We start from the raw sequence: 18763 nt of genomic DNA, 5'->3' as shown, positions 1-18763 counted from the left end.
TTCGCTCACCGACCACGATTGGACCTACGCGATCACCTTGTTCGCGAGGACCAACATTCGCGTGTTCAGTCGTGCCAGGCGATTTGGCGTCCTCAAGGTTCAGTCACGGAGCACTTCGACTTTGGCCGCCATATCCGGCGCGCGCGTGATCCTATACGTCGCATTGCTGCATCTAAGAACCCAGGCATCACGATCTGGCCGGGAGCGTTTCTTGTCCAGTTTTGCTCCGAGGGTCTTCTCGCAGATGAAGCCTTGCGAGCGAATCTGGGCAGAGAGCATCTCCTGAGGCGTTTCAGATCTAACCTGTTGCTGCGCCCTAGCTTCCAGGCTGCAGAGAACGGCCAATATGGTCAAGCATGGTAGCGATATCCGCTGCTTACGCATTTCCTGCTCCCCTGACAAAGTCTTCTTGAACTGAACTCTACAGCAAAACGCCTGATCGTGTGCATCGGGTTGGAAGCAGGAGTTCGGTCAAATCCCTCCCAAAGTCCGCCAGCCATCGCGGATCGGTCAGTTCGCATGGACGTCAGCCGTGAGGTTGACCTCGCGGAGTGCAATCCGCACCCCGGTTGATCATGCCGGCACGACGAACTGGTGTCTTGGAGCCAATAGCGAGGCACCAGCTTCGTAGGGTGAGCAAAGGCGCGTAGCGTCGTGCCCACCATTTTTCGTCATTGCACAGACACGGTGGGCTTTCCGTTCGCTCTTGGATATGCGGCGGACAAGGCTTTGCCTCGAGCGACGATGCCGTCACTTTGCGGCAGCCTCTGGCATCTTGCGCCTGAGGAAACGCAGCACGTCATCGTTGAACTGTTCCGGATCCTGCAGGAACGAGAAGTGACTGACCTCGGGCTGAATCAGCAGGCCGGCGCCCGGAATGTTCGCCGCCATGAACTCGGTATTCTCGCGCTTGATCGCCTCGTCATGATCGCCGTCCACGATCCAGGTCGGGACCTTGATGGAAGCGAGATCCGAAGCCGTCCATTTCGGCTGGCTCTCCCACATCTTGGTGATGTCGGCGACGAAACTCTTGTATTCGGTCGGGGTCGGCGAGAGCCGTTTGTATTCCTCGCCGGCCCTGGCGATGTAGGCATTGAAGACGTCGCTCGTCGCGATGTCCGCAACGCCCGACGGATCCGAGTTCGCCGCGAAGGCGAACAGCTTGCTCACCCGTTCCGGGTGCTTCATGGCGATGTCGAGGCCGATGATCGCGCCGTCGCTCCAGCCGACGATCGCGGCCTTTCTGATCTTGAGATGGTCGAGCAGCCCGATCACGTCCGAGGCCATCAGATCGTAGCCATAGGGCTCCTGGTTACGGCTGCTGCGTCCATGGCCGCGGCTCTCCATGACGATGACCTGATAGTGCCGCTGCAGCGCGCGGACCTGATGGCCCCAATAATTGGCATTGGCGAGGCCGCCATGCAGCAACAGCACGGGCTGCCCGCGGCCGAACCTTGCGTACCAGATCTTGACCCCGTTGATCGGCGCGAGGCCGCTCTGGGCCGCCTTGGGCAAAGTCGGCGTCGGCGGCAGGCGTAGCCATTGCGGCGTCGCACGCGCCGTGCCGATCGAGACCATGACGAGAAGTGCGATGACCAGATTGCGGAGCCGCATGAGACGCCTTCCTGTTCGACCATCGGATATTACCGCATGGCGCGGCGGATGCCTCACGTCGCAACATGGTCCACCACCGAGATGTGAAGCCGCGTGATCCTTTGCCGGACAGAGGCGGTCCATGTCACCGCGCAACACCCGGGTTCAAGCGGACGCGCGCTAGGTCTGCGGCGTCATCGCCACTATGGAGATCGCGAGCAGGCGACGCGGTGACAAACGTTGCACCGTGGCGCGTCCGGATATTGAATGAACTGCGCTGGAGGGCGGAGCGGCATGTTATTCTAAGCCATAGTACCTATAGTGATTGTCCAGGAGACCGGATCATGATTCCTCAAGATCGGTTTCGCAGCCTCTTTCGTAAATACTTGCTCGCGCTTTTCGTGGCTGTCGCAACCCCGCTGGCTTTTGCCGGCGTTATCGAAGGGTGGTTCGGCTATCGCGATCAGCGCGCGAGGCTTGACCAGTGGCTTGGTCTCCAGTCGGCATCAGCGGCCGCGGAAATACACGATTTCATCCACGGGATCACAACTCAGCTGGGCTGGCTGGTCCAGCTTCCGTGGACCGAGGAGCCCGACGAACGCCGGCGAACCGACGCGTTGCGCCTGCTTCGACAGGCGCCTGCCATCGCCAGTCTCACGCTCATCGACGGCAATGGTCGGGAGCGTCTTTACATTTCGCGGATTGGCCTCAATCGAATTGAGAGCCGCGCGGACCGGTCAGCCGACCCCGCTTTGATCGGTGCGCGCGCAACCCAGATCTGGTTCAGCGACGTCAGCTACAACAGAGGCTCCGAACCGTACCTCACCGTTGCGATTGTCGGCAACCGGCCGGCTGTCGGCGCCGTCGTGGCCGAAGTCAACCTCAAGCTGATTTGGGATGTGATCTCGGCGATCAAGTTTGGAAAGACCGGTTACGCCTTCATCCTGGACCGATCGGGCCGCCTTATCGCCCATCCCGACATCAGCCTCGTTCTGCGTGGGGCGGAAGAAGCAACCTCCGAACGTTTCCGGGCCGTTCGGGACGCGATAGGGCCGGGACGGGGGTTCGCAACGAGCCGGGATGCACAAGGGCACTATGTCGCTGCCAGCGCGGCACCAGTACAGGGCCCCGATTGGACAGTCGTGGTCGAGCAGCCGCTATCCGAAGCTTACGCGCCGATCTATGCCGCACTGTGGCGGACCGCAATGCTTCTCGCAATCAGCAGCTTACTTGCGGGGGTTCTGGCCTATGCATTGGCGGACCGGATGACGGAGCCGATCAAATTGCTCGAGAAGGGCACGGAGAAGATTGGTGCCGGGTCCTTTGACCACCGCATCTCAATACACACCGGGGACGAGTTTCAGCGCCTTGCAGACAGCTTCAACAGAATGGCGTCCGAGTTGGAGCTGGCGCAGCAGCACCAGGAGCGCATAGCCAGGCTCAAGCGTTTCCTTGCCCCTCAGGTCGCCGATCTCGTCGATAGAGCCGGCGACGACAGTGTGCTGGACGGCCGCCGTACGGAAGTCGTCGTTGTCTTCTGCGATCTCCGCGGTTTCACCGCGTTTTCAGCAGGAGCTGCGCCTGAAGAGGTCATGAGCGTCCTGTCGGAATATTATGAGAGCCTTGGCGGGGTCATCGCAAAATTCGAGGCAACGCTGGTCAACTTCTCCGGAGATGGGCTGATGGTTCTGGTGAACGCTCCCGTCGCGATCGAAGAGCCTGCTCTGAGAGCCATCGATCTCGCGGTCGACATGCAGAAGAACGTGCAAGCCCTCATCGCCGGCTGGCGGTCCCGTGGCTACCACGTTGGTTTCGGAATTGGTCTTGCCAGCGGGCCCGCGACGGTCGGCCGGATCGGCTACAAGGATCGGCTCGATTACACCGCCATTGGCAGCGTCGTGAATCTCGCGGCCCGACTGTGCGCATCTGCCGCAGACAAGGAAATCCTGATCGACGCCAAGGTCGCCGCCGACGTCAAGGGCAAGCGACCCGTTGAGGAGCTTGGCGGGCACAAAATCAAGGGATTCGACGAAGCTATTCCGGTCTTCGGGATATCCTTCCATTCTCTCTGACAGAGGCTGACCACCGGGTCGCCAACGTCATCCAGTTGGGGACTGCTCGAGTGTTCGGGGCTATGCTCTGCCAATCGGCTGACGGCAGCGGGTTCGTAGCCATGAGGTGCGCCAACTCTCGAGCGGTAATGCTGCGACGTCGCGTCAAGCGGCGTGATGTCCTGCTCTTGATGGCAGGCGTCGCGATGTCAATGACGAGATCGCATGCGCAGAAGCCCTCCATGCCGGTCATTGGCTATCTCTGTCCGGAGTCGCCCGAGCTATTTGCCAGCCGACTTCAGGCTTTCCACCAGGGACTGGGAGAAGCCGGCTTTGTCGAGGGCCGCAATGTAAAGATCGAATTCCAATGGGCGGACGGACAATATTCCCGGTTGCCGGCGTTGGCGGCCGAACTGGTCGCCCGCAATGTGGATGTGCTCGTGGCTCCCGGCGGCGCGCCCGTGGCACTTGCCGCGAAAGCTGCGAGCACGACCAAGCCGATCGTTTTCGAGATGGGCGGCGACCCCGTCCAGCTACACGTGGTCGATAGCTTGTCGCGGCCGGGCGGAAACATCACGGGGATTTCGAGCCTGAGTGTCGACGTTTCGCCAAAGCGGCTTGAATTCATGCGCGACCTGGTGCCCACGGCGACGAAACTGATGGTTGTCGTCAACCCGACAAGCCCGACCGCACAGTCACAATTGCAGAAGCTTCACGCAGCTGCAGCCACGCTGGGTGTTCGATTGGAAGTTTCGGGTGCAAGCAAGGAAGATGAATTTGAATCTGTGTTCGCTGCCGTGACCAGGGACGGGGCAGGTGGACTTGTGTTCACCTCCGACCCCTATTTTGCCTTTCGCAGCTCGCGGTTGGCTGCTCTCGCGATGAAGTATCGCGTGTCCGCGATCACGCAAACCCGGGACTTCCCCATTGCCGGAGGCTTGATGAGCTATGGCGGAGATTTCATGCAGTCGCACCGGCGCGCGGGGATCTATGCCGGCCGGATCCTGTCGGGCGAGAAGCCTTCTGATCTTCCCGTCCAGCTCGTGACCAAGGTGGAGCTCGTGATCAACTTGAAGGCAGCCAAACTGCTAGGTCACGCGTTCTCCTCCGCATTCGTTGCCGGCGCAGATGAGGTGCTCGAGTAAACCACGCGTCCGAGCGGAGGGCGTGCCGTCCGAGGGGATGCGCTTGAAGCCGCGCCTCACTTCGACGACGTCGTCGCCCCGCCGTCGGCGTTCTCCCGCACATGGATCACCGCGATGTCGTCCGCATAGATCCGCTTCCAGCCCTTGAGCTGGTCGAGGATCTGCGGACCCGGCGCATCGGCGACCAGGAGCGTCGCGTCGATCTTGTATTCGTCGAGCAGGCGCGGCAGCAGCTCGGGCTTCTTGCCCTCGGTCGCCTTGAAGAAGTCCATGACGAATTTCTCGCCATAGAGCTCGGCGCGGCCGTCGACGAAGACCGGGATGTCGCGCGAGATCAGATAGCCGCCGAATTGATAGGCGTTGAAGATGCGTTGTACCTTGAGCTTCTCGAGCAGGTCGACCGCCGCGACCGGCGTCTGCGTCATCGTGAAGGTGAAGCGGTGGTGGTTCATGTAGAGCGAGGTCGAGGTCCAGCTCGCCGCCACGATCATCAGCGCGCCGAGCGCGGTGAGATAGCGGGCCGCCCAGCGGTCGGAGCCGGTGGCGTCGGCGGGCGGGCGGCCGAACATCTCGCCGAGCGGTTTGGCCAGCACCAGCGGCACCAGGAAGGCGAAGGCATCGATGCTGCGGACATGGGTCAGCGCGCTCCAAGTCAGGAACAGGATCAGGAAGATCCGGGGCGCCGAGAGCACGAGGCCGCGATAGTAACCGAGCGCGATCAGGCCGAGCAGCGCGCCTTCGAATGCGGTGAAGGTGGCGAAGTTCGCCGGCATCCATTCGAAGATCACCGACAGCAGCTCGCCGAGGCCGAGGATGCCGGTCGCGCCCATCAGCGTCTTCCAGCCGTAAGGCGTGCAGCAGCTCGCGACCAGGGCGCCGATGCCGAACAGCACCCAGCGCAGGAACAGCTGAAGCCGTTTGCCCTTCTCGGCATGCTCGACCGCCTCGAGCGAGATCGGTCCGATCAGCGCGAGGCCCAGCACGAAGCCGCCGTGCAGATTCGCCCACAGCGCCATCAGCGGCAGCCAGGTCCAGGACGGCGCGCTCCTGCGGTCGGCGGCCGCCATCAGGAGACCGACCCACGCCACCATCACGGGCAGCGCCAGGATGTGCGGACGCGCCAGCACGTGATGCAGCGCGAGCAGCAGCGCCAGCATCGCGAACAGCACCGCGCGCGGCGCCTCGATCTGCGCGTCGAGCAGATGGACGAGGATCGCGACCGACAGCGCCATCCCGACGGCGGTGAGGATCACGGGCCCGGCCCAGCCCCATTGCGCGTAGGAGAACGCAAACATCACCTGCGACAGCCACGACGTCGAGATCCATGGCGCGCCCGTCCGCGTGAAGGAATAGAGATCGTTGGTGGGCATGGCGCCGTGATCGAGGATCCATTGCCCGATCTTGATCTGCCAGAACGAGTCGGAGTCCTGAAGCAGGGTGTCGCCGACAAAGAGGAAGAAGAGATAGGCGCCGGCACCGACGCATAGCGGCACCAGGGTGCGGGCGCGGCTCTGCACCGCAATGCTGTTGGCAAAGGAAAGGGACATCCGCCTCGTCGTCCTGTTGTTCTTGTCGGCCGGGCATGATCCGAAAAGAGCGCGTTGCGCTCTTGGGGAAGATCATGCTCGAACGCTAACCAGACGCGCGATGAGCCCTGTCGTGCGTCGGTCCGAGCGGGCGGCATTGGAGCATGCGCGGTCATAACTTCGGGTAAACCGGCAGCTTTGGGCGGTCCTCAGGTTTCGACAATTTAACCGATTGTTTTCAATTTCGGTTTACCGTCGGCGAATACGTGCAAACCGCTCCCTGTTTACGCAGCCGAATTAACTGCGACGAAATTCTTTGCCTCTAGGTTCGTTTCATGGTCGGGCGGCGCTGGGAAGCCGAGAAGACCAGACCATTTTTGTAGCCCCGTTTACTCCTTGGAGCAGTCTATGAAGAACCTCGTTTCGCGTTTCGTGAAGGACGAATCCGGCGCCACCGCCATCGAATACGGCCTGATCGCCGCCGGCATCGCGCTCGCGATCATCACCGTCGTCAACAACCTCGGCACCTCGCTGAACACCAAGTTCGGCTCGATCTCGTCCAGCCTGAAGTAAGATCGGACGACCCAGAGAATTTCGAGAGCCCCGTCCCTGACGGGGCTCCTTTGTTTTGGGCTGAGTGCCTTGGCTGGCGTATCTCCGCACGGTAAAACCGCCAGCCCCTCCGATGCGTTACGTCCGCTATGTCGTTGATCGTTGCCGCCGTGAGGCGGCTCTTACCGCTGTGGGGCTCTGTAGAATTCCATCATTGTTCGAGGCGGGGCTTCTTGACATTGCACGACCGTACGAGGCCGCGATGCATCGCCATCGATGCCCTCGATCGTGATGGTCTGGCGACTTCTGCTCCACACGACACGGCGCGGGACATCGAAATTCATGGATAGCGTGACCTCATCCTGGCCGGCATCCGTAACCTCGCCGCGAAAACCTCTTCCTTCCCTGCCACGCTCATAGAGTGCTGTTTTCGAAGTGGCATCCATCGTGAAGTACACCGCGCCTGTGTGTTCACAGCGGACAGAGATCGGATTCAAAGTAGGATCGCGAACCCAAAAGCTCAAAATGCTTCTCGGCGGCGTGACTGTGCACTGATGGGTCAATGTGGGTCGAAAGGTGGGGTCGTCGAATCCCGGCCAAGTCATCGTCTTCTTATTGCGATCAAAGATCAGGTCAATCCGCCCCGGACGGACGCGCAGCATGAATTCGATCTTTCCATCGGTTGCGGAAATGATCTCTTCCGAATGCGCATTGATGCCGAAATTTGTTTCGATGTTTATAGGCGGCGTTTCAAAGACGATCGTTTTTGCATCGACGTCGAACGTCGCGAAGTAAGGGCGGGCGGGAACGCCACCTTCACAACGCACCGAGAATAGTTCGGCGGCTGCCGCGTAATCTGGCGTCAGCGTTAGAAAGGCAATGAGAGCGAGGCCCCCAAACCGACCCATGTCGCGCGCTCCTTCCTCGATGAGGCTTCCGCCGTGGCTTGGCAGCGCCCGAAGGCTGTTCGAACTTTTTGGCCTAACTCAGCGCTAAAGGTCGGCCCCATCAGCACACTGCGCACCGGCGAGCGTCAACGTCCGGCTGGGATCTACGTAAATAAACCCATAAGGGCAAATTTTCGTAACGCATCCTGAAGATGCGCTCTCGCAAGTAGAGGGCAACGATCCAGCTTCAATGTGAACTAGCAGTCCGAGACGCTCGAAGAAAATGCTCGTTCAGTCTTGCGGGCGGTTCGCTGAAGATGGACGGACGATAAAGTTGACGATTTCGTTTTGCTCGTGGCATTGCGACCATTTTGAAGATTGGCCTCGGCAACATGCCGCGCCAGCGCTTCGGCGCTCCAGCCCGCTCGCAATGACGCTTCACGCATTTCCATCTTGTCATCCCCCGTGAATAGTTGTTCAGTCCTTGTGGGGCGATTTGCATCTTTCGGCGTGACGAAGCGTTCGGCCGCAGGGCGTGCGGCCGGCGTGGGTGGGACAGGAAGCGCGCCATGGTTTATCGGCGGACGCATCAAGTGGTGAAGCGCCTTGCGGCCCGGCGCAGTGCGATATTGGCGGCGGCGCGGGAGGCTGCGGCGGAAGGCGGGATGGCGGCGGTGCAGATTGCGCCGGTCGCGGTCCGGGCCAATGTCGCGGCCGGCACGGTCTACCGCTACTTCCCTTCCAAGGCCGAGCTGATCTCCGAGCTCATTGCCGAGGTCTCCCGTGACGAGCTCGCGGCGATCCGGCGGGCGGCCGACGCCGCGCCGGGGCCGTCCTCGGCACTGGCGGCCGCGGTCACCACCGTGGCGGTCCATACGCTGTCGCAGCGCAGGCTGGCCTGGGGCATCCTGGCCGAGCCCGTCGATGTCGATGTCAGCGCCTCCCGCCTTGCCAGCCGGCGCGAGATCGCGGGCGAGATCGCCTCGCGCATCGACGCCGCCGTGCGTGCCGGTCATCTGCCGGCGCAGGATACCGCGCTCGCCGCCACCGCGCTGCTCGGCGCCCTGCATGAGGCGCTGGTCGGACCGCTCGCGCCCGACAATCTCGATGATCCCGTCAAGATGCGCGATGCGGTGCAGACCGTGACGCTGCTGGCGCTGCGCGCCGTCGGCGTCATGGACGCCCGCGCCCGGGGTCTGGTGGTTCAGCAGACGCTTCTGCCGACCGCCAAGGCGCTGGTCGGCGCGTAAATTCGCGGCGCGAAGCGGAATGGCGGCCTGATTGCGCTCAGGCCGTTGCTCGCGCAGGAGTTTTCGAAAGAACCACAGCACCGGCGCCGGGCGCGCCTTCTACTGTGCACGGGGTTGTTTTCGCAGTTTGGTGCGAGCGGCCGAAAAATCAGATGTTGGCGTCGCCCTCGGGGCCGACCGAGGCGATGCGCACCATGTTGGTGGTGCCGGGAATGCCGAGCGGCACGCCGGCGACGATGATGACGCGCTGGCCGGCGCGGACGAAGCCATCCCGGAACGCGATCTGGCCGGCGCGGCCCACCATGTCGTCCTGGTCGCGGGCATCCTCGGCCACCACGCAGTGCACGCCCCAGACCACGGCGAGCCTGCGGCCGGCGGTGATGTTCGGCGTGATCGCCACGATCGGTGGCTTCGGCCGCTCGCGTGCCACGCGCACCGCGGTCGAGCCCGAGCTGGTCCAGCAGATCAGAGCGGGCAGGTCGAGCGTCTCGGCGATCTGCCGGGCGGCGTCCGCGATGGCATCGCCTGCGGTGGATTCCGGTGCGGGGCGCTGCGCCATGATCACGGAGCGGTAGGTCGGGTCGCGCTCGACCTCCTCGCCGATGCGGTTCATGGTCGAGACTGCCTCGACCGGGAATTTGCCGGCCGCCGATTCCGCCGACAGCATGATGGCGTCGGCGCCTTCATAGACCGCGGTGGCGACGTCGGAGACTTCTGCGCGGGTCGGCACCGGCGACTGGATCATCGATTCCAGCATCTGGGTCGCGACCACCACCGGCTTGCCGGCCCGGCGCGCCATCCGCGTCATCTGCTTCTGCAGGCTCGGCACGCGCTCCAGCGGCAGCTCGACGCCGAGGTCGCCGCGCGCCACCATCAGCGCATCGGAGGCCTCGATGATGTCGGCCAGGCGGTCGATCGCCTGCGGCTTCTCGATCTTGGCCATGACCGCGGCGCGGCCACGGATCATCTTCTTGGCCTCGATCACGTCGTCGGCGCGCTGCACGAAGGATAGCGCGATCCAGTCGACGCCGGTGACGAGGGCCGCCTCGAGGTCGGCGCGGTCCTTCGGCGTCATGGCGGAGACCGGCAAGTCGGTGTCGGGCAGGCTGACGCCCTTGCGGTCGCTCATCTTGCCGCCGACCACGACACGCGTCACCGCGTGCTCCTTGGAGGTCTCCTCGGCGATCAGGCGCACCTTGCCGTCGTCGAGCAGCAGGGCATGGCCCGGCCGGAGCGCGGCCAGGATCTCCGGATGCGGCAGGTGGACGCGCGTGGCATCCCCCGGCGCCTTGTCGGAATCGAGCGTGAAGGTCTGCCCGTTCTGGAGCTGGACCGCGCCGTCAGCGAAGGAGCCGAGCCTGAGCTTCGGGCCCTGGAGGTCGACCAGGATGCCGATAGGCCGGCCATAGCTGCTCTCGACGTTGCGGATCGTCGCCACCAGCTCCCGCATCTTGTCATGCGGGGTGTGGCTCATGTTGATACGGAACAGGTCGGCGCCGGCCTCGAACATGCGGCGGATCATCGCGAGGTCCGAGGAGGCGGGTCCGAGCGTCGCGAGAATCTTGATACGGCGAAGGCGCCTCATGGCTTACTTCCAGACGGGGGGGCAGCGCCTGGCGGGAGGCCAGGCGCGGGGGGCGTACCACCGGGCGGGCTATTGGGCAAACCCGGAACCCCGCCCGGTCCAACCGGGCCGGGCAGGCCGGGCACGCGCTGCTGCGCCGGCTGTTCGTTGGCATCCGTGAGCTGGACGGTCCAGGCCCGCTGCTCGCCGGTATCGACCTCGAAATAGCCGGTGCGGTCGTAGCCGCGTGCCAGGCAATCCTCGGTGCCGCGGATGGTGAACTCCTTGTCGCGCGAGCACATGAAGGCCTGGCCCGACCATTCGCCGCCGCGATCATAGTCGATGGCGTAGATGTAATAGTAACGGGCGACCAACGTTCCCCGCAGCAGCGTCTCGCAGGACCGGGACGAGATGTTCCACCAGCCCTCGGTGGTCCAGCCCTCGGCGTCCTTGTAGCCCAGCGCGATCCCGACCCGGCTCGACGTATTGTTGCAGAGGCGGAAATCGGCCGATGCCGGGCTGCTCCAGCAGCACAGCAGCGCGACCGCCAGCACCGGGACCAACCGGGCGAGCAGGCGAAGGGGGGAGCGGGGAGATTCGGCGATCATTGTCGCGGAAGCTATATCAGATCATTGGCGATTTGGCGTAGGGGGCAGGGTGCCGCCCGGACGGCCCGGTTCGGGGTCCGTTTGCGCCGGGATATGGCAAAATCTGTGACAGGGCCCACCTGATCCCTTAAGGGTGACCGTCAACAAGGTCAGCCTCAAGGGATCCAGCCATGGCAATCGACGACAAAACCAGAACGGAGCTCGAGGCAGCCGCTTTCCGCCGCCTGGTCGATCATCTGAAGACGCGAACGGACGTCCAGAACATCGACCTGATGAATCTCGCCGGCTTCTGCCGCAACTGCCTGTCCAACTGGCTCAAGGACGCCGCCGACGCCCAGGGCGTGAGCTTGAGCAAGGACGAGAGCCGCGAGGCCGTCTACGGCATGCCCTACGAGACCTGGAAGGCGAAATACCAAGGCGCGGCCACGCCCGAGCAGCTTGAGGCGATGAAGAAGGTCCATCCGCACGGGCATTGAATAGCCCCGGCGCGCATCGCCTGAGTCGCACCACACAACAGCTTTCTTCGCCTCGCCGCAGGAAGGTGTGGGCGCGCTGTGGACGAGCGTGATGCTTGCTTGAACGCAGGTGGCGCCAACCCTAAGGGTCTACCCAGCACGCGCGGTGACGATGCCGGCGTCACCTCGTTTTGCCAGTTCCATTGGGAGTACCAAGATGGCCACCTCCGCCGCCGTCCGCGACGACGAGCCCGCGACGAAATTTGCCAAGGACCAGCTCAAGTCCATCATCGAGCGCATCGAGCGGCTGGAGGAAGAGAAGAAGGCGATCTCCGACGACATCCGCGACGTCTATGCCGAAAGCAAGGGCAACGGCTACGACGTCAAGGCACTGCGCACCATTGTGCGCCTGCGCAAGCAGGACCCCAACGAGCGCGCCGAGGCCGAGACCATTCTCGAGACCTACATGCAGGCGCTGGGCATGATCTGAGGCGCACCGCCCGGTCGCCATTGCAGCGCACCAAGCTTGGCGAAATCCCTTCGTCTGCTACAGTGCGCGGCGAAAGGACCGAGCGATGGATGTGCCCGGACCAGAGCGCAGGCTCGCCGCGGTCCTCGCCGCCGACATGGTCGGCTTTAGCCGGCTCATGGAGGTCGACGAGGCGGGTACGCTTGCGCGCCTCAAGACCCATCGGGTCGAACTCATTGATCCCGCCATCACCAAGAATCGCGGCACCATCATCAAGACGACGGGTGATGGCCTGCTCGTGGAATTCCACAGCGTGGTCGACGCCGTATTGTGCGCCGCGGAGGTTCAGCGCCGCATGGCGCGGCGCAATGCCGATGTCCCGCCGCCACGGTGGATACAATTCCGCATCGGCATCAATCTGGGCGATGTCATCGTCGATCAAAACGACATCTTCGGTGATGGCGTCAACGTCGCTGCGCGGCTGGAGGCGCTCGCCGAGCCCGGAGGGATCTGCGTTTCGGGCGCGGTGCGCGATCAGGTCGGCGACCGGCTCGACGGAGTTGAATTCGACGATCTCGGCGAACAGAACGTCAAGAACATTGCGCGCCCGATCCGTGTTTTTCGGATTCGGCTGCCGGAGCGGCCTGCAAGTCAGCAAGATGGAGCAAGGCTCTCCGCAGCGCCATCCGGTAGCTCGAGGAAGCCGTCCATAGCCGTCCTGCCGTTCGCCAACATGAGCGGCGATCCGGAACAGGAATTCTTCGCTGACGGACTCACGGAAGACATCATCACCGAGCTCTCACGCTTCCACGATTTGCTCGTCATCTCCCGCAACTCGACCTTCGTCTACAAGGGCAAGGCCGTAAAGGTGCAGGACGTCGGCCGCGAATTCGGTGTCGACTACGTCATCGAGGGAAGCGTGCGAAAGGCCGGGGATCGTGTCCGCGTCACCGTGCAGCTCATCGATGCGGAAACGGATCGGCATATCTGGGCCGAGCGATATGACGGCGAGCTCAAGGACATCTTCGCGATCCAGGACGAGATGACGCGCGCCATCGCCGCCACGTTGCCCGGCCGCGTCGAGGCGGCCACGCACGATCGGGCGAACCGCAAGCCAACGGACAACATGGCAGCCTATGAATGCGTTCTGGCCGCAAAGATCTTGCACCACCGCTCCAATCGCGAAGACAACGCACGTGCGCGGCTTCTGCTCGAGCGGGCGATCGAGCTCGATGCGAACTATGCTCACGCACATGCGTGGAAGGCGTGCGTCCTGGGCCAGAGCTGGGTCTATGGCTGGTGCGCCGATCGCGACGCCACCTTCCAGCAGGTGGCCGCCGAGCTGGAGATCGCGCTGGTTCTCGACGACAATGACAGCGACGTTCACCGTATCCTCGCGGCGCTCAATCTGAACCGCGACGACCATGACAAGGCCGCCTATCACCAGGAGCGCGCGCTCGCGCTCAACCCGAACTATGATCTCGTGGTGGTGCAGCAGGGCGAGCTGCTGACTTGGCTGGGGCGGCCGGAAGAGGGCATCGACTGGATCAAGAAGGCGATGAGGCTCAACCCTTATCATCCGGAACGGTTCTGGAGCCATCTCGGGCGGGCCTATTACTGTGCCGAGAAGTACGCCGAAGCCGCCGAAGCTTTCTCGCGGATCTCACGGCCCGATCACACCCATCACGCGTTCCTTGCGGGCATCTTCGCGCAAATGGGCAACACGGTGGCGGCGGGCGCGCATGCGGCCGAAGTTCTCAAGCGTGAACCGGCATTTTCGGTGGCCAATCATCTTTCGACCCAGCATTATAAGCAAAACGTCGATCGTCAGCGCTATGAGGCGGGCCTTCTCCAGGCAGGCCTGCCGGCTTGATCCGGCGCGCAGCGGAAACCGGTTGGCGATCATCGAGAGTGAGACCGTGACTGAGCCGCTGTTGCTGCCCGAGGTGCGCCGGGCCTTCGACGCCTTTCCCGTGCCGATGCGCAAGCGGCTCCTGCAGGTGCGCGATCTGATCTTTGCGACGGCTTCGGCGCATGACGAGGTCGGACGGCTCAGCGAAACGCTCAAATGGGGCGAGCCTGCCTATCTGACTGAGGAGACAGGCAGCGGCAGCACGATCCGGCTTGGCCGCCTGAAGGGATCCGAACACGCCGCTATTCTGTTCAACTGCAAGACGACCCTGGTCGGCACCTTCCGCGAACGCTTTCCCGAACAGTTCGAGTATTGGCAGACGAGGGCGCTGCTGTTGCCGGTGGCGGGCAAGCTGCGCACGCGGGAGCTCACGGTTTGTCTGTCGCTGGCGCTGACGTATCACCTCGACCCGCGGAGCAAGAGGGCGCGTTAGGGCACTCGTAGCCAGGATGCGCGAAGCGATATCCGGGATTCCCAAGCACACGCAGCTTCCCCGGATGTCGCTTCGCTCATCCGGGCTACGAGATCGAGTGTTTGGAAATTGTCGCTGCTATCAGCGCAGCGCCGCCGTCCGCATGACGAACGACGTCGTCGGGAGCTTGGCGGTGGCGCTGCCGGAGAACGTCTCGCAGGACAGGCCCTGCATCGGATCGTCGACAAAGCCCATCGCGATCACGGATTGCGGCTTGACGAAATAACCACGCAGCGCCGCGGTATCGAGCTCGCCCATCAGCGTCACCGACATCGCGCGGCTGGCGCTCGGCGACAGCATCACGATTTTCAGCCAGATGCTCTCGCCTTTGGCGGCCGAGAGGCGGGTCGCGGTCGCGACCATGCCGTCGATGCTCTTGCCGACCACCGTATTGATCTCGGTCGCCTGGGCGACGTTGCGGGGCCGCGTGGAGCGCGGGATCGGTGCGGAGGCGGCGACGACGTTGGCGCGGTCGACCGGGGAAGCGGCCGGCGCGTAAGCCAGGGCCTGAAGAGTTGCGCTGGCGACGCTGGCGGTCGGGTGCGCGTCGGTGGCGGCAGCGAGCGCCTGGCGCGCTTTCAGCGCGGCCACCTGAGCCGGCGTTGCCTGCTGCGGCGCGGCCGGGACGTCATCCCAGAAGCCGCGGGCATTGATGATATCCGCCGGCGTCTCGGGCTTGGCGTCGGCAGACCGTGTAGCCGCCGGCTTGTCGGCCACGGGCTTCGGCTTGGGAGGCGCAACGATCTGCGCATCGGCCGAGGCGAGCTGGATCGTGGCGGCGATCTGCGGCTTGGCGCGGGGCGTCGGCACCGGTTCGGCGGGCTTGGCAGCGGCTGCGACGACGGTCGGTGCTGCCGGCTTTGCGGCCGGGGCCGGCGCACCCTCGTCGTCCTCGTCGGTGGCGGCCGGAGCCGCCGACTTGCCCTTGAACAGGGCGGCGAAGAAATTCGTCTTGCTGCCGGAATCATCGCCGCTGCCGCGTCGCTCGATCTCGGCCTTGGCGAGCTCATAGTTCTTCAGCGGCACGCCGTCGGTCGGCAGGTGCACGGTCTTTCCATCCGGGAAGACGCGGGCGAGCTGGTCATGCGTCATGCGCGGCCAGTGCCGGACGCTGCCGGTGTCCAGATGAACGAAGGGCGAGCCGGAGGTCGGGTAGAAGCCGACGCCGCCGCGCTGCAGGCGCAGGCCGGCGAAGCGGATCTGCTCCAGCGGCACGCCGGGAATGTAGAAGTCCATCGCATGGCCCAGCATGTGCTGGCTGGCGCGTGCCACACCGGAGGACCGGCGGCGGAGCATGGCGTTGGTGGCGGGGGAGCGGTAGGAGGAGATGATCTGGATCGGCTGCTTGCCGTCGACGTCGCGATAGACTTCCCACAGGATATCGAACAGGCGACGGTCCATGACCGTCGATTCCTGGGTGCGCCAGTCGCGCAGGAAGTGGTTGAGCTGCTTCAGCGCGGCTTCGTCATAGCGCCCGTCGCGCTTGAAGGTGACGGTGAGGTCTTCGCCGGAATGGGTGTGGTGGAAGGAGAGCGTCTTGGTCTCGTTCAGCGCGGCGGCGTCATGAACCGAGCCTGCGGCGGCAAGCAACAGTGCGGCAGCAAGGCCGATCCGGGATCCGGCCTTCACTCCCGCATGGGACAACGACAGCACAACGAATTGGCGTGCGAGACCAGTCAGCACGTATGAGCCCACCCAGTCGACGAGCGTTCAAATGGACTCTCCCGCCAACCCCGTAGCAGCGCGAAAGAGGATGAACGCTTTCTTAAAGCGAGAAGGTTAATTTGAGGTTGACCTTCCCGCCCCCAAACCAAGTCAGAATACAATCCTAACCGGTTGACTGTGGCAAAAAAACGCCCGCTGCTCCGGTCGAGGTGGAGAATGGTTAAAGTTAAGCGACCCCATCCAAGGGATGAGGTCGCTGATTTCTTTGCAAAATTTGAGTGATTCAGGCGCTGAGGCTTAGCGGGTGAACACCCGCTGCTGCGGCGGCCGGCGGCCGACGGGCGCCGGCGGCGGGGTCGGCGGCCCCGCCCCGAACAGCCGCTCGAAGAAATTCGGGCCGGACGAGCCGAAACCGCCGCCATTGTTGGCCACCGCCACACCTGACGGCAGTGTCGTCGCCGGGCGGGAATAGCTCGGCTGCGAATGCGCGACCACGTTCTCGATGTCCTTGCCGCGGCTGTTCTTCAGGATGTTGATCATGACCGCGTCGCGACCATAGATGTCCTTGCGGAATTGCAGCTTGCCGGCGTCATCCACAAACGCGGTCTGATAGGTGATGTTGACCGGGATCGGCGTCGGGAATTTCAGGTCGATCTCGCTCTTGCCGTACATGCTGCGGATGCGTTCCGGCGTGTACTTCTCGTTGGGCATGACGATGTTGAGCAGCACCGAGGCGTACTGATCCGGATTCTGCACACGCATGCAGCCATGGCTGAACGCGCGCTCTTCCTTGGCGAACAAGTGCTTGTCCGGCGTGTCGTGCTGATAGACCAGGAACTTGTTCGGGAAGTTGAAGCGGATGCGGCCGAGCGCGTTGGCTTCGCCAGGCGGCTGCGAGATGTGCACCGAGCCATCGCGGTTTTGCTCGAGCCTCAGGCCCATGCGCTGGAGCACGGTCGGATCCTGCTGCAGCGCCGGCAAATACTCGTTGTAGACGATCGAGGGCGGCACGTTCCAGGTCGGGTTGACCGTGATGTACTTCATCGTCTCGGTGAGGAGCGGGGTGGCATGCTTGCCCGGCTTGCCAGTGACGACGCGTGTGGTCCAGACCTGCTGCCCACGCTGCATCACCTTCAAGGTGAAATCCGGAATGTTGAGGATGACATAGGCATCGCCGATCGCCGGTGCGCCGAGGTCGCGCGGCAGCCAGCGCCAGCGCTCCATGTTGACCAGCACCACGTCGATCTGCTTGTCGCGCTTCGGCGTATTGAGCGCCTTGACGGTCTTGTCGTCGAGGATGCCGGTCGCCTTCATCTCGGCGCCGCTCTGGAATTTGCGCACGGCTTCGGCGACAGCCGCATCGTAGCGGGTGTCGTTCGCGTTCTCGGTGATGCCGAGCTTGGCGCGCAGCTGCGGCACGCGCGGATCTTCCACGATGATCTCGGCCTGCTTCTTGCCGGCCGGGGTGTATTTCAGCGCCGGACCGTCGGAAATCTCGATGGCCGGGCCGCTGCCCTGACCGCGGAGCTCGGCGAGCTTGGCCTTCAGCTCCTTGTAGAGCTTGTGGGGCGGGTTGTAGCTGTCGAGCGCAGCGGACGCATCCGTTGCGGTCGTGACCTTGGCGAGCACCTCGTTCGGATCGACAGGATGCTCGGGATAGAGGATGTCGCCGCTGGCCTGCGACCAGTGCATGCGGCCGCTCTGGGCCTGGCGCGCATAGTCGAACATGCTGGCGGTGAGCTTGAGCTCGGCATCGGCGAGCGCATCGGGCGTGGTGGCGGCGGCGAAATCGGGCACCGGATAATCGGCCGGATTGAGGCCGTCGGAGGCCGCATCCTTCAGCCGCGCAATCACGCCCTTGGCCGCCGGCGTCAGGCTGCCGCCTTGGGTCCAGACCGGCGCGAAGTCGCGCGCGCCGTAGAACTTCTCGATCGCGGCCCGCTCGTTCTTGCGGTCGAAATGGCGCGAGGTCTTGGCGCCGATGATGTCCTTGAGCTTGTCGGCGACCGGCTGGTCGGCAGCGGGAACGTTGCTAGCGGCCTTCACCGGCTCGGCGGCGGGAGCAGCAGGCGCCGCGGGGGCGGTCGCGGTATCGGCCTTGGCGGGCTCGGCCTTGGCGGGCTCAGATTTCGCAGGCTCGGTTTTTGCCGTCTCGCTCTTCGGCGCCTCGGTGGCGGGCGTGGTCGCAACGTCGGAAGGCTTCGGCTCGATCTTGGCCGGTGCCGGTGCGGCTTCGGCCTTCGCGGGTTCCTTGCTTGCGTCCTGAAGCGTCGCAGTGGTATCCAGTTTGATATCCGATGCGGTCGGGGGCGGGACGTTGGCCGGCTCGGGACGCGGGATCGCGGCTTCGATCGCGAGCTCGGCGGCGCTGCTGCGCCCCTGATCCTGCGCCAGGGCTGAGCTGGCAGACACCGTGAGGAAGGTTGCCGCGACCGTCATCAAGACACGGTCAAAGCCTGCACGGTGGTTCAAACAGTCACGCATTGTGTCACACCCCTCGGGTGAACTGTCCCTCGTGGAACAGCTTCGTTATCGTCTGTAGATCTTCGGCTAAACTGCGCCGGCCTCTCGAAAGTCGCACGCCTGCACGCAACGATTCATACGCAGACGATAT

At 63.7% G+C, this 18763-nt stretch carries 16 protein-coding genes; 8 read left to right on the top strand and 8 right to left on the bottom strand.

Going from position 1 to position 18763, the window contains the following annotated elements; translation table 11 throughout:
- Positions 1–750: 750 nt before the first annotated feature.
- Positions 751–1614 carry an alpha/beta fold hydrolase gene (locus BCCGELA001_RS32160; protein WP_008546303.1) on the bottom strand — a complete coding sequence of 288 codons (864 nt, stop codon included), beginning with the start codon at positions 1612–1614 and terminating at the stop codon, positions 751–753.
- A 323-nt stretch (positions 1615–1937) separates the two neighbouring features.
- Between BCCGELA001_RS32160 and BCCGELA001_RS32155 the strand changes: the two genes are divergently transcribed.
- Complete coding sequence (locus tag BCCGELA001_RS32155; RefSeq protein WP_008546301.1) at positions 1938–3665, top strand: cache domain-containing protein; 1728 nt, start codon at positions 1938–1940, stop codon at positions 3663–3665.
- A gap of 170 nt (positions 3666–3835) precedes the next feature.
- Positions 3836–4789 (top strand): ABC transporter substrate-binding protein, encoded by a 954-nt coding sequence (locus tag BCCGELA001_RS32150; RefSeq protein ID WP_083543546.1) that lies wholly within the window; start codon positions 3836–3838, stop codon positions 4787–4789.
- 56 nt (positions 4790–4845) lie between these two features.
- Here BCCGELA001_RS32150 and BCCGELA001_RS32145 read toward each other — a convergent pair whose 3' ends face one another.
- On the bottom strand, positions 4846–6336 hold the full coding sequence (locus BCCGELA001_RS32145; protein WP_060737112.1) for a hypothetical protein: 1491 nt from the start codon (positions 6334–6336) through the stop codon (positions 4846–4848).
- Positions 6337–6723: 387 nt separating this feature from the next.
- Between BCCGELA001_RS32145 and BCCGELA001_RS32140 the strand changes: the two genes are divergently transcribed.
- Positions 6724–6888, top strand: coding sequence for a Flp family type IVb pilin (locus BCCGELA001_RS32140; RefSeq protein ID WP_014439808.1), 165 nt, complete (start codon positions 6724–6726; stop codon positions 6886–6888).
- 161 nt (positions 6889–7049) lie between these two features.
- Here BCCGELA001_RS32140 and BCCGELA001_RS32135 read toward each other — a convergent pair whose 3' ends face one another.
- Both BCCGELA001_RS32135 and BCCGELA001_RS37710 read right to left on the bottom strand, forming a co-directional pair.
- Positions 7050–7775 (bottom strand): hypothetical protein, encoded by a 726-nt coding sequence (locus BCCGELA001_RS32135; protein WP_008546293.1) that lies wholly within the window; start codon positions 7773–7775, stop codon positions 7050–7052.
- Between the two features lie 236 nt (positions 7776–8011).
- The gene (locus BCCGELA001_RS37710; RefSeq protein ID WP_144441604.1) at positions 8012–8206 is read right to left on the bottom strand and encodes a hypothetical protein; all 195 of its coding nucleotides are present in this window, start codon (positions 8204–8206) and stop codon (positions 8012–8014) included.
- A 117-nt stretch (positions 8207–8323) separates the two neighbouring features.
- On the opposite strand from BCCGELA001_RS37710, the gene BCCGELA001_RS32130 reads away from it, so the two are divergent.
- On the top strand, positions 8324–9004 hold the full coding sequence (locus tag BCCGELA001_RS32130; RefSeq protein WP_060737111.1) for a TetR/AcrR family transcriptional regulator: 681 nt from the start codon (positions 8324–8326) through the stop codon (positions 9002–9004).
- Positions 9005–9152: 148 nt separating this feature from the next.
- On the opposite strand, the gene pyk is transcribed toward BCCGELA001_RS32130, so the two are convergent.
- Positions 9153–10589 carry a pyruvate kinase gene (gene pyk, locus BCCGELA001_RS32125; RefSeq protein ID WP_060737110.1) on the bottom strand — a complete coding sequence of 479 codons (1437 nt, stop codon included), beginning with the start codon at positions 10587–10589 and terminating at the stop codon, positions 9153–9155.
- A complete protein-coding gene (locus BCCGELA001_RS32120) occupies positions 10586–11176 on the bottom strand; it encodes a DUF1036 domain-containing protein (protein ID WP_060737109.1) in 591 nt (196 codons plus the stop codon). Before BCCGELA001_RS32120 ends, pyk begins: the two co-directional genes overlap by 4 nt.
- A gap of 170 nt (positions 11177–11346) precedes the next feature.
- On the opposite strand from BCCGELA001_RS32120, the gene BCCGELA001_RS32115 reads away from it, so the two are divergent.
- The 4 genes from BCCGELA001_RS32115 (at position 11347) to BCCGELA001_RS32100 (ending at position 14445) form a co-directional block, all read left to right on the top strand.
- A complete protein-coding gene (locus BCCGELA001_RS32115) occupies positions 11347–11652 on the top strand; it encodes a DUF1244 domain-containing protein (protein WP_008546274.1) in 306 nt (101 codons plus the stop codon).
- A gap of 196 nt (positions 11653–11848) precedes the next feature.
- Complete coding sequence (locus tag BCCGELA001_RS32110; RefSeq protein WP_008546273.1) at positions 11849–12121, top strand: DUF2312 domain-containing protein; 273 nt, start codon at positions 11849–11851, stop codon at positions 12119–12121.
- An 85-nt stretch (positions 12122–12206) separates the two neighbouring features.
- Complete coding sequence (locus BCCGELA001_RS32105; protein WP_060737108.1) at positions 12207–13973, top strand: adenylate/guanylate cyclase domain-containing protein; 1767 nt, start codon at positions 12207–12209, stop codon at positions 13971–13973.
- Between the two features lie 46 nt (positions 13974–14019).
- Positions 14020–14445, top strand: a complete 426-nt coding sequence (locus BCCGELA001_RS32100) for a hypothetical protein (RefSeq protein ID WP_060737974.1) — start codon at positions 14020–14022, stop codon at positions 14443–14445.
- A gap of 120 nt (positions 14446–14565) precedes the next feature.
- Here the strand turns inward: BCCGELA001_RS32100 and BCCGELA001_RS32095 are convergent, their stop codons facing one another.
- Complete coding sequence (locus BCCGELA001_RS32095; RefSeq protein WP_060737107.1) at positions 14566–16179, bottom strand: DUF882 domain-containing protein; 1614 nt, start codon at positions 16177–16179, stop codon at positions 14566–14568.
- A 267-nt stretch (positions 16180–16446) separates the two neighbouring features.
- On the bottom strand, positions 16447–18633 hold the full coding sequence (locus tag BCCGELA001_RS32090; protein WP_060737106.1) for a L,D-transpeptidase family protein: 2187 nt from the start codon (positions 18631–18633) through the stop codon (positions 16447–16449).
- Between the last annotated feature and the right edge of the window lie 130 nt (positions 18634–18763).

The organism is Bradyrhizobium sp. CCGE-LA001, assembly GCF_000296215.2.
Lineage (GTDB): Bacteria > Pseudomonadota > Alphaproteobacteria > Rhizobiales > Xanthobacteraceae > Bradyrhizobium.
Note: the sequence above shows the minus strand (reverse complement) of the source record. Positions and strands in the feature narration are given on the sequence as shown.

Excerpts from the sequence above, each read along its gene's own strand:
- BCCGELA001_RS32135 (WP_008546293.1), bottom strand. The coding sequence starts at position 7,775 with ATGGGTCGGTTTGGGGGCCTCGCTCTCATTGCCTTTCTAACGCTGACG.
- BCCGELA001_RS32145 (WP_060737112.1), bottom strand. The coding sequence starts at position 6,336 with ATGTCCCTTTCCTTTGCCAACAGCATTGCGGTGCAGAGCCGCGCCCGC.
- BCCGELA001_RS32150 (WP_083543546.1), top strand. The coding sequence starts at position 3,836 with ATGGCAGGCGTCGCGATGTCAATGACGAGATCGCATGCGCAGAAGCCC.
- BCCGELA001_RS32160 (WP_008546303.1), bottom strand. The coding sequence starts at position 1,614 with ATGCGGCTCCGCAATCTGGTCATCGCACTTCTCGTCATGGTCTCGATC.
- BCCGELA001_RS37710 (WP_144441604.1), bottom strand. The coding sequence starts at position 8,206 with ATGGAAATGCGTGAAGCGTCATTGCGAGCGGGCTGGAGCGCCGAAGCG.
- BCCGELA001_RS32090 (WP_060737106.1), bottom strand. The coding sequence starts at position 18,633 with ATGCGTGACTGTTTGAACCACCGTGCAGGCTTTGACCGTGTCTTGATG.
- BCCGELA001_RS32130 (WP_060737111.1), top strand. The coding sequence starts at position 8,324 with ATGGTTTATCGGCGGACGCATCAAGTGGTGAAGCGCCTTGCGGCCCGG.
- BCCGELA001_RS32120 (WP_060737109.1), bottom strand. The coding sequence starts at position 11,176 with ATGATCGCCGAATCTCCCCGCTCCCCCCTTCGCCTGCTCGCCCGGTTG.
- BCCGELA001_RS32115 (WP_008546274.1), top strand. The coding sequence starts at position 11,347 with ATGGCAATCGACGACAAAACCAGAACGGAGCTCGAGGCAGCCGCTTTC.
- BCCGELA001_RS32105 (WP_060737108.1), top strand. The coding sequence starts at position 12,207 with ATGGATGTGCCCGGACCAGAGCGCAGGCTCGCCGCGGTCCTCGCCGCC.
- BCCGELA001_RS32155 (WP_008546301.1), top strand. The coding sequence starts at position 1,938 with ATGATTCCTCAAGATCGGTTTCGCAGCCTCTTTCGTAAATACTTGCTC.
- BCCGELA001_RS32110 (WP_008546273.1), top strand. The coding sequence starts at position 11,849 with ATGGCCACCTCCGCCGCCGTCCGCGACGACGAGCCCGCGACGAAATTT.
- pyk (WP_060737110.1), bottom strand. The coding sequence starts at position 10,589 with ATGAGGCGCCTTCGCCGTATCAAGATTCTCGCGACGCTCGGACCCGCC.
- BCCGELA001_RS32140 (WP_014439808.1), top strand. The coding sequence starts at position 6,724 with ATGAAGAACCTCGTTTCGCGTTTCGTGAAGGACGAATCCGGCGCCACC.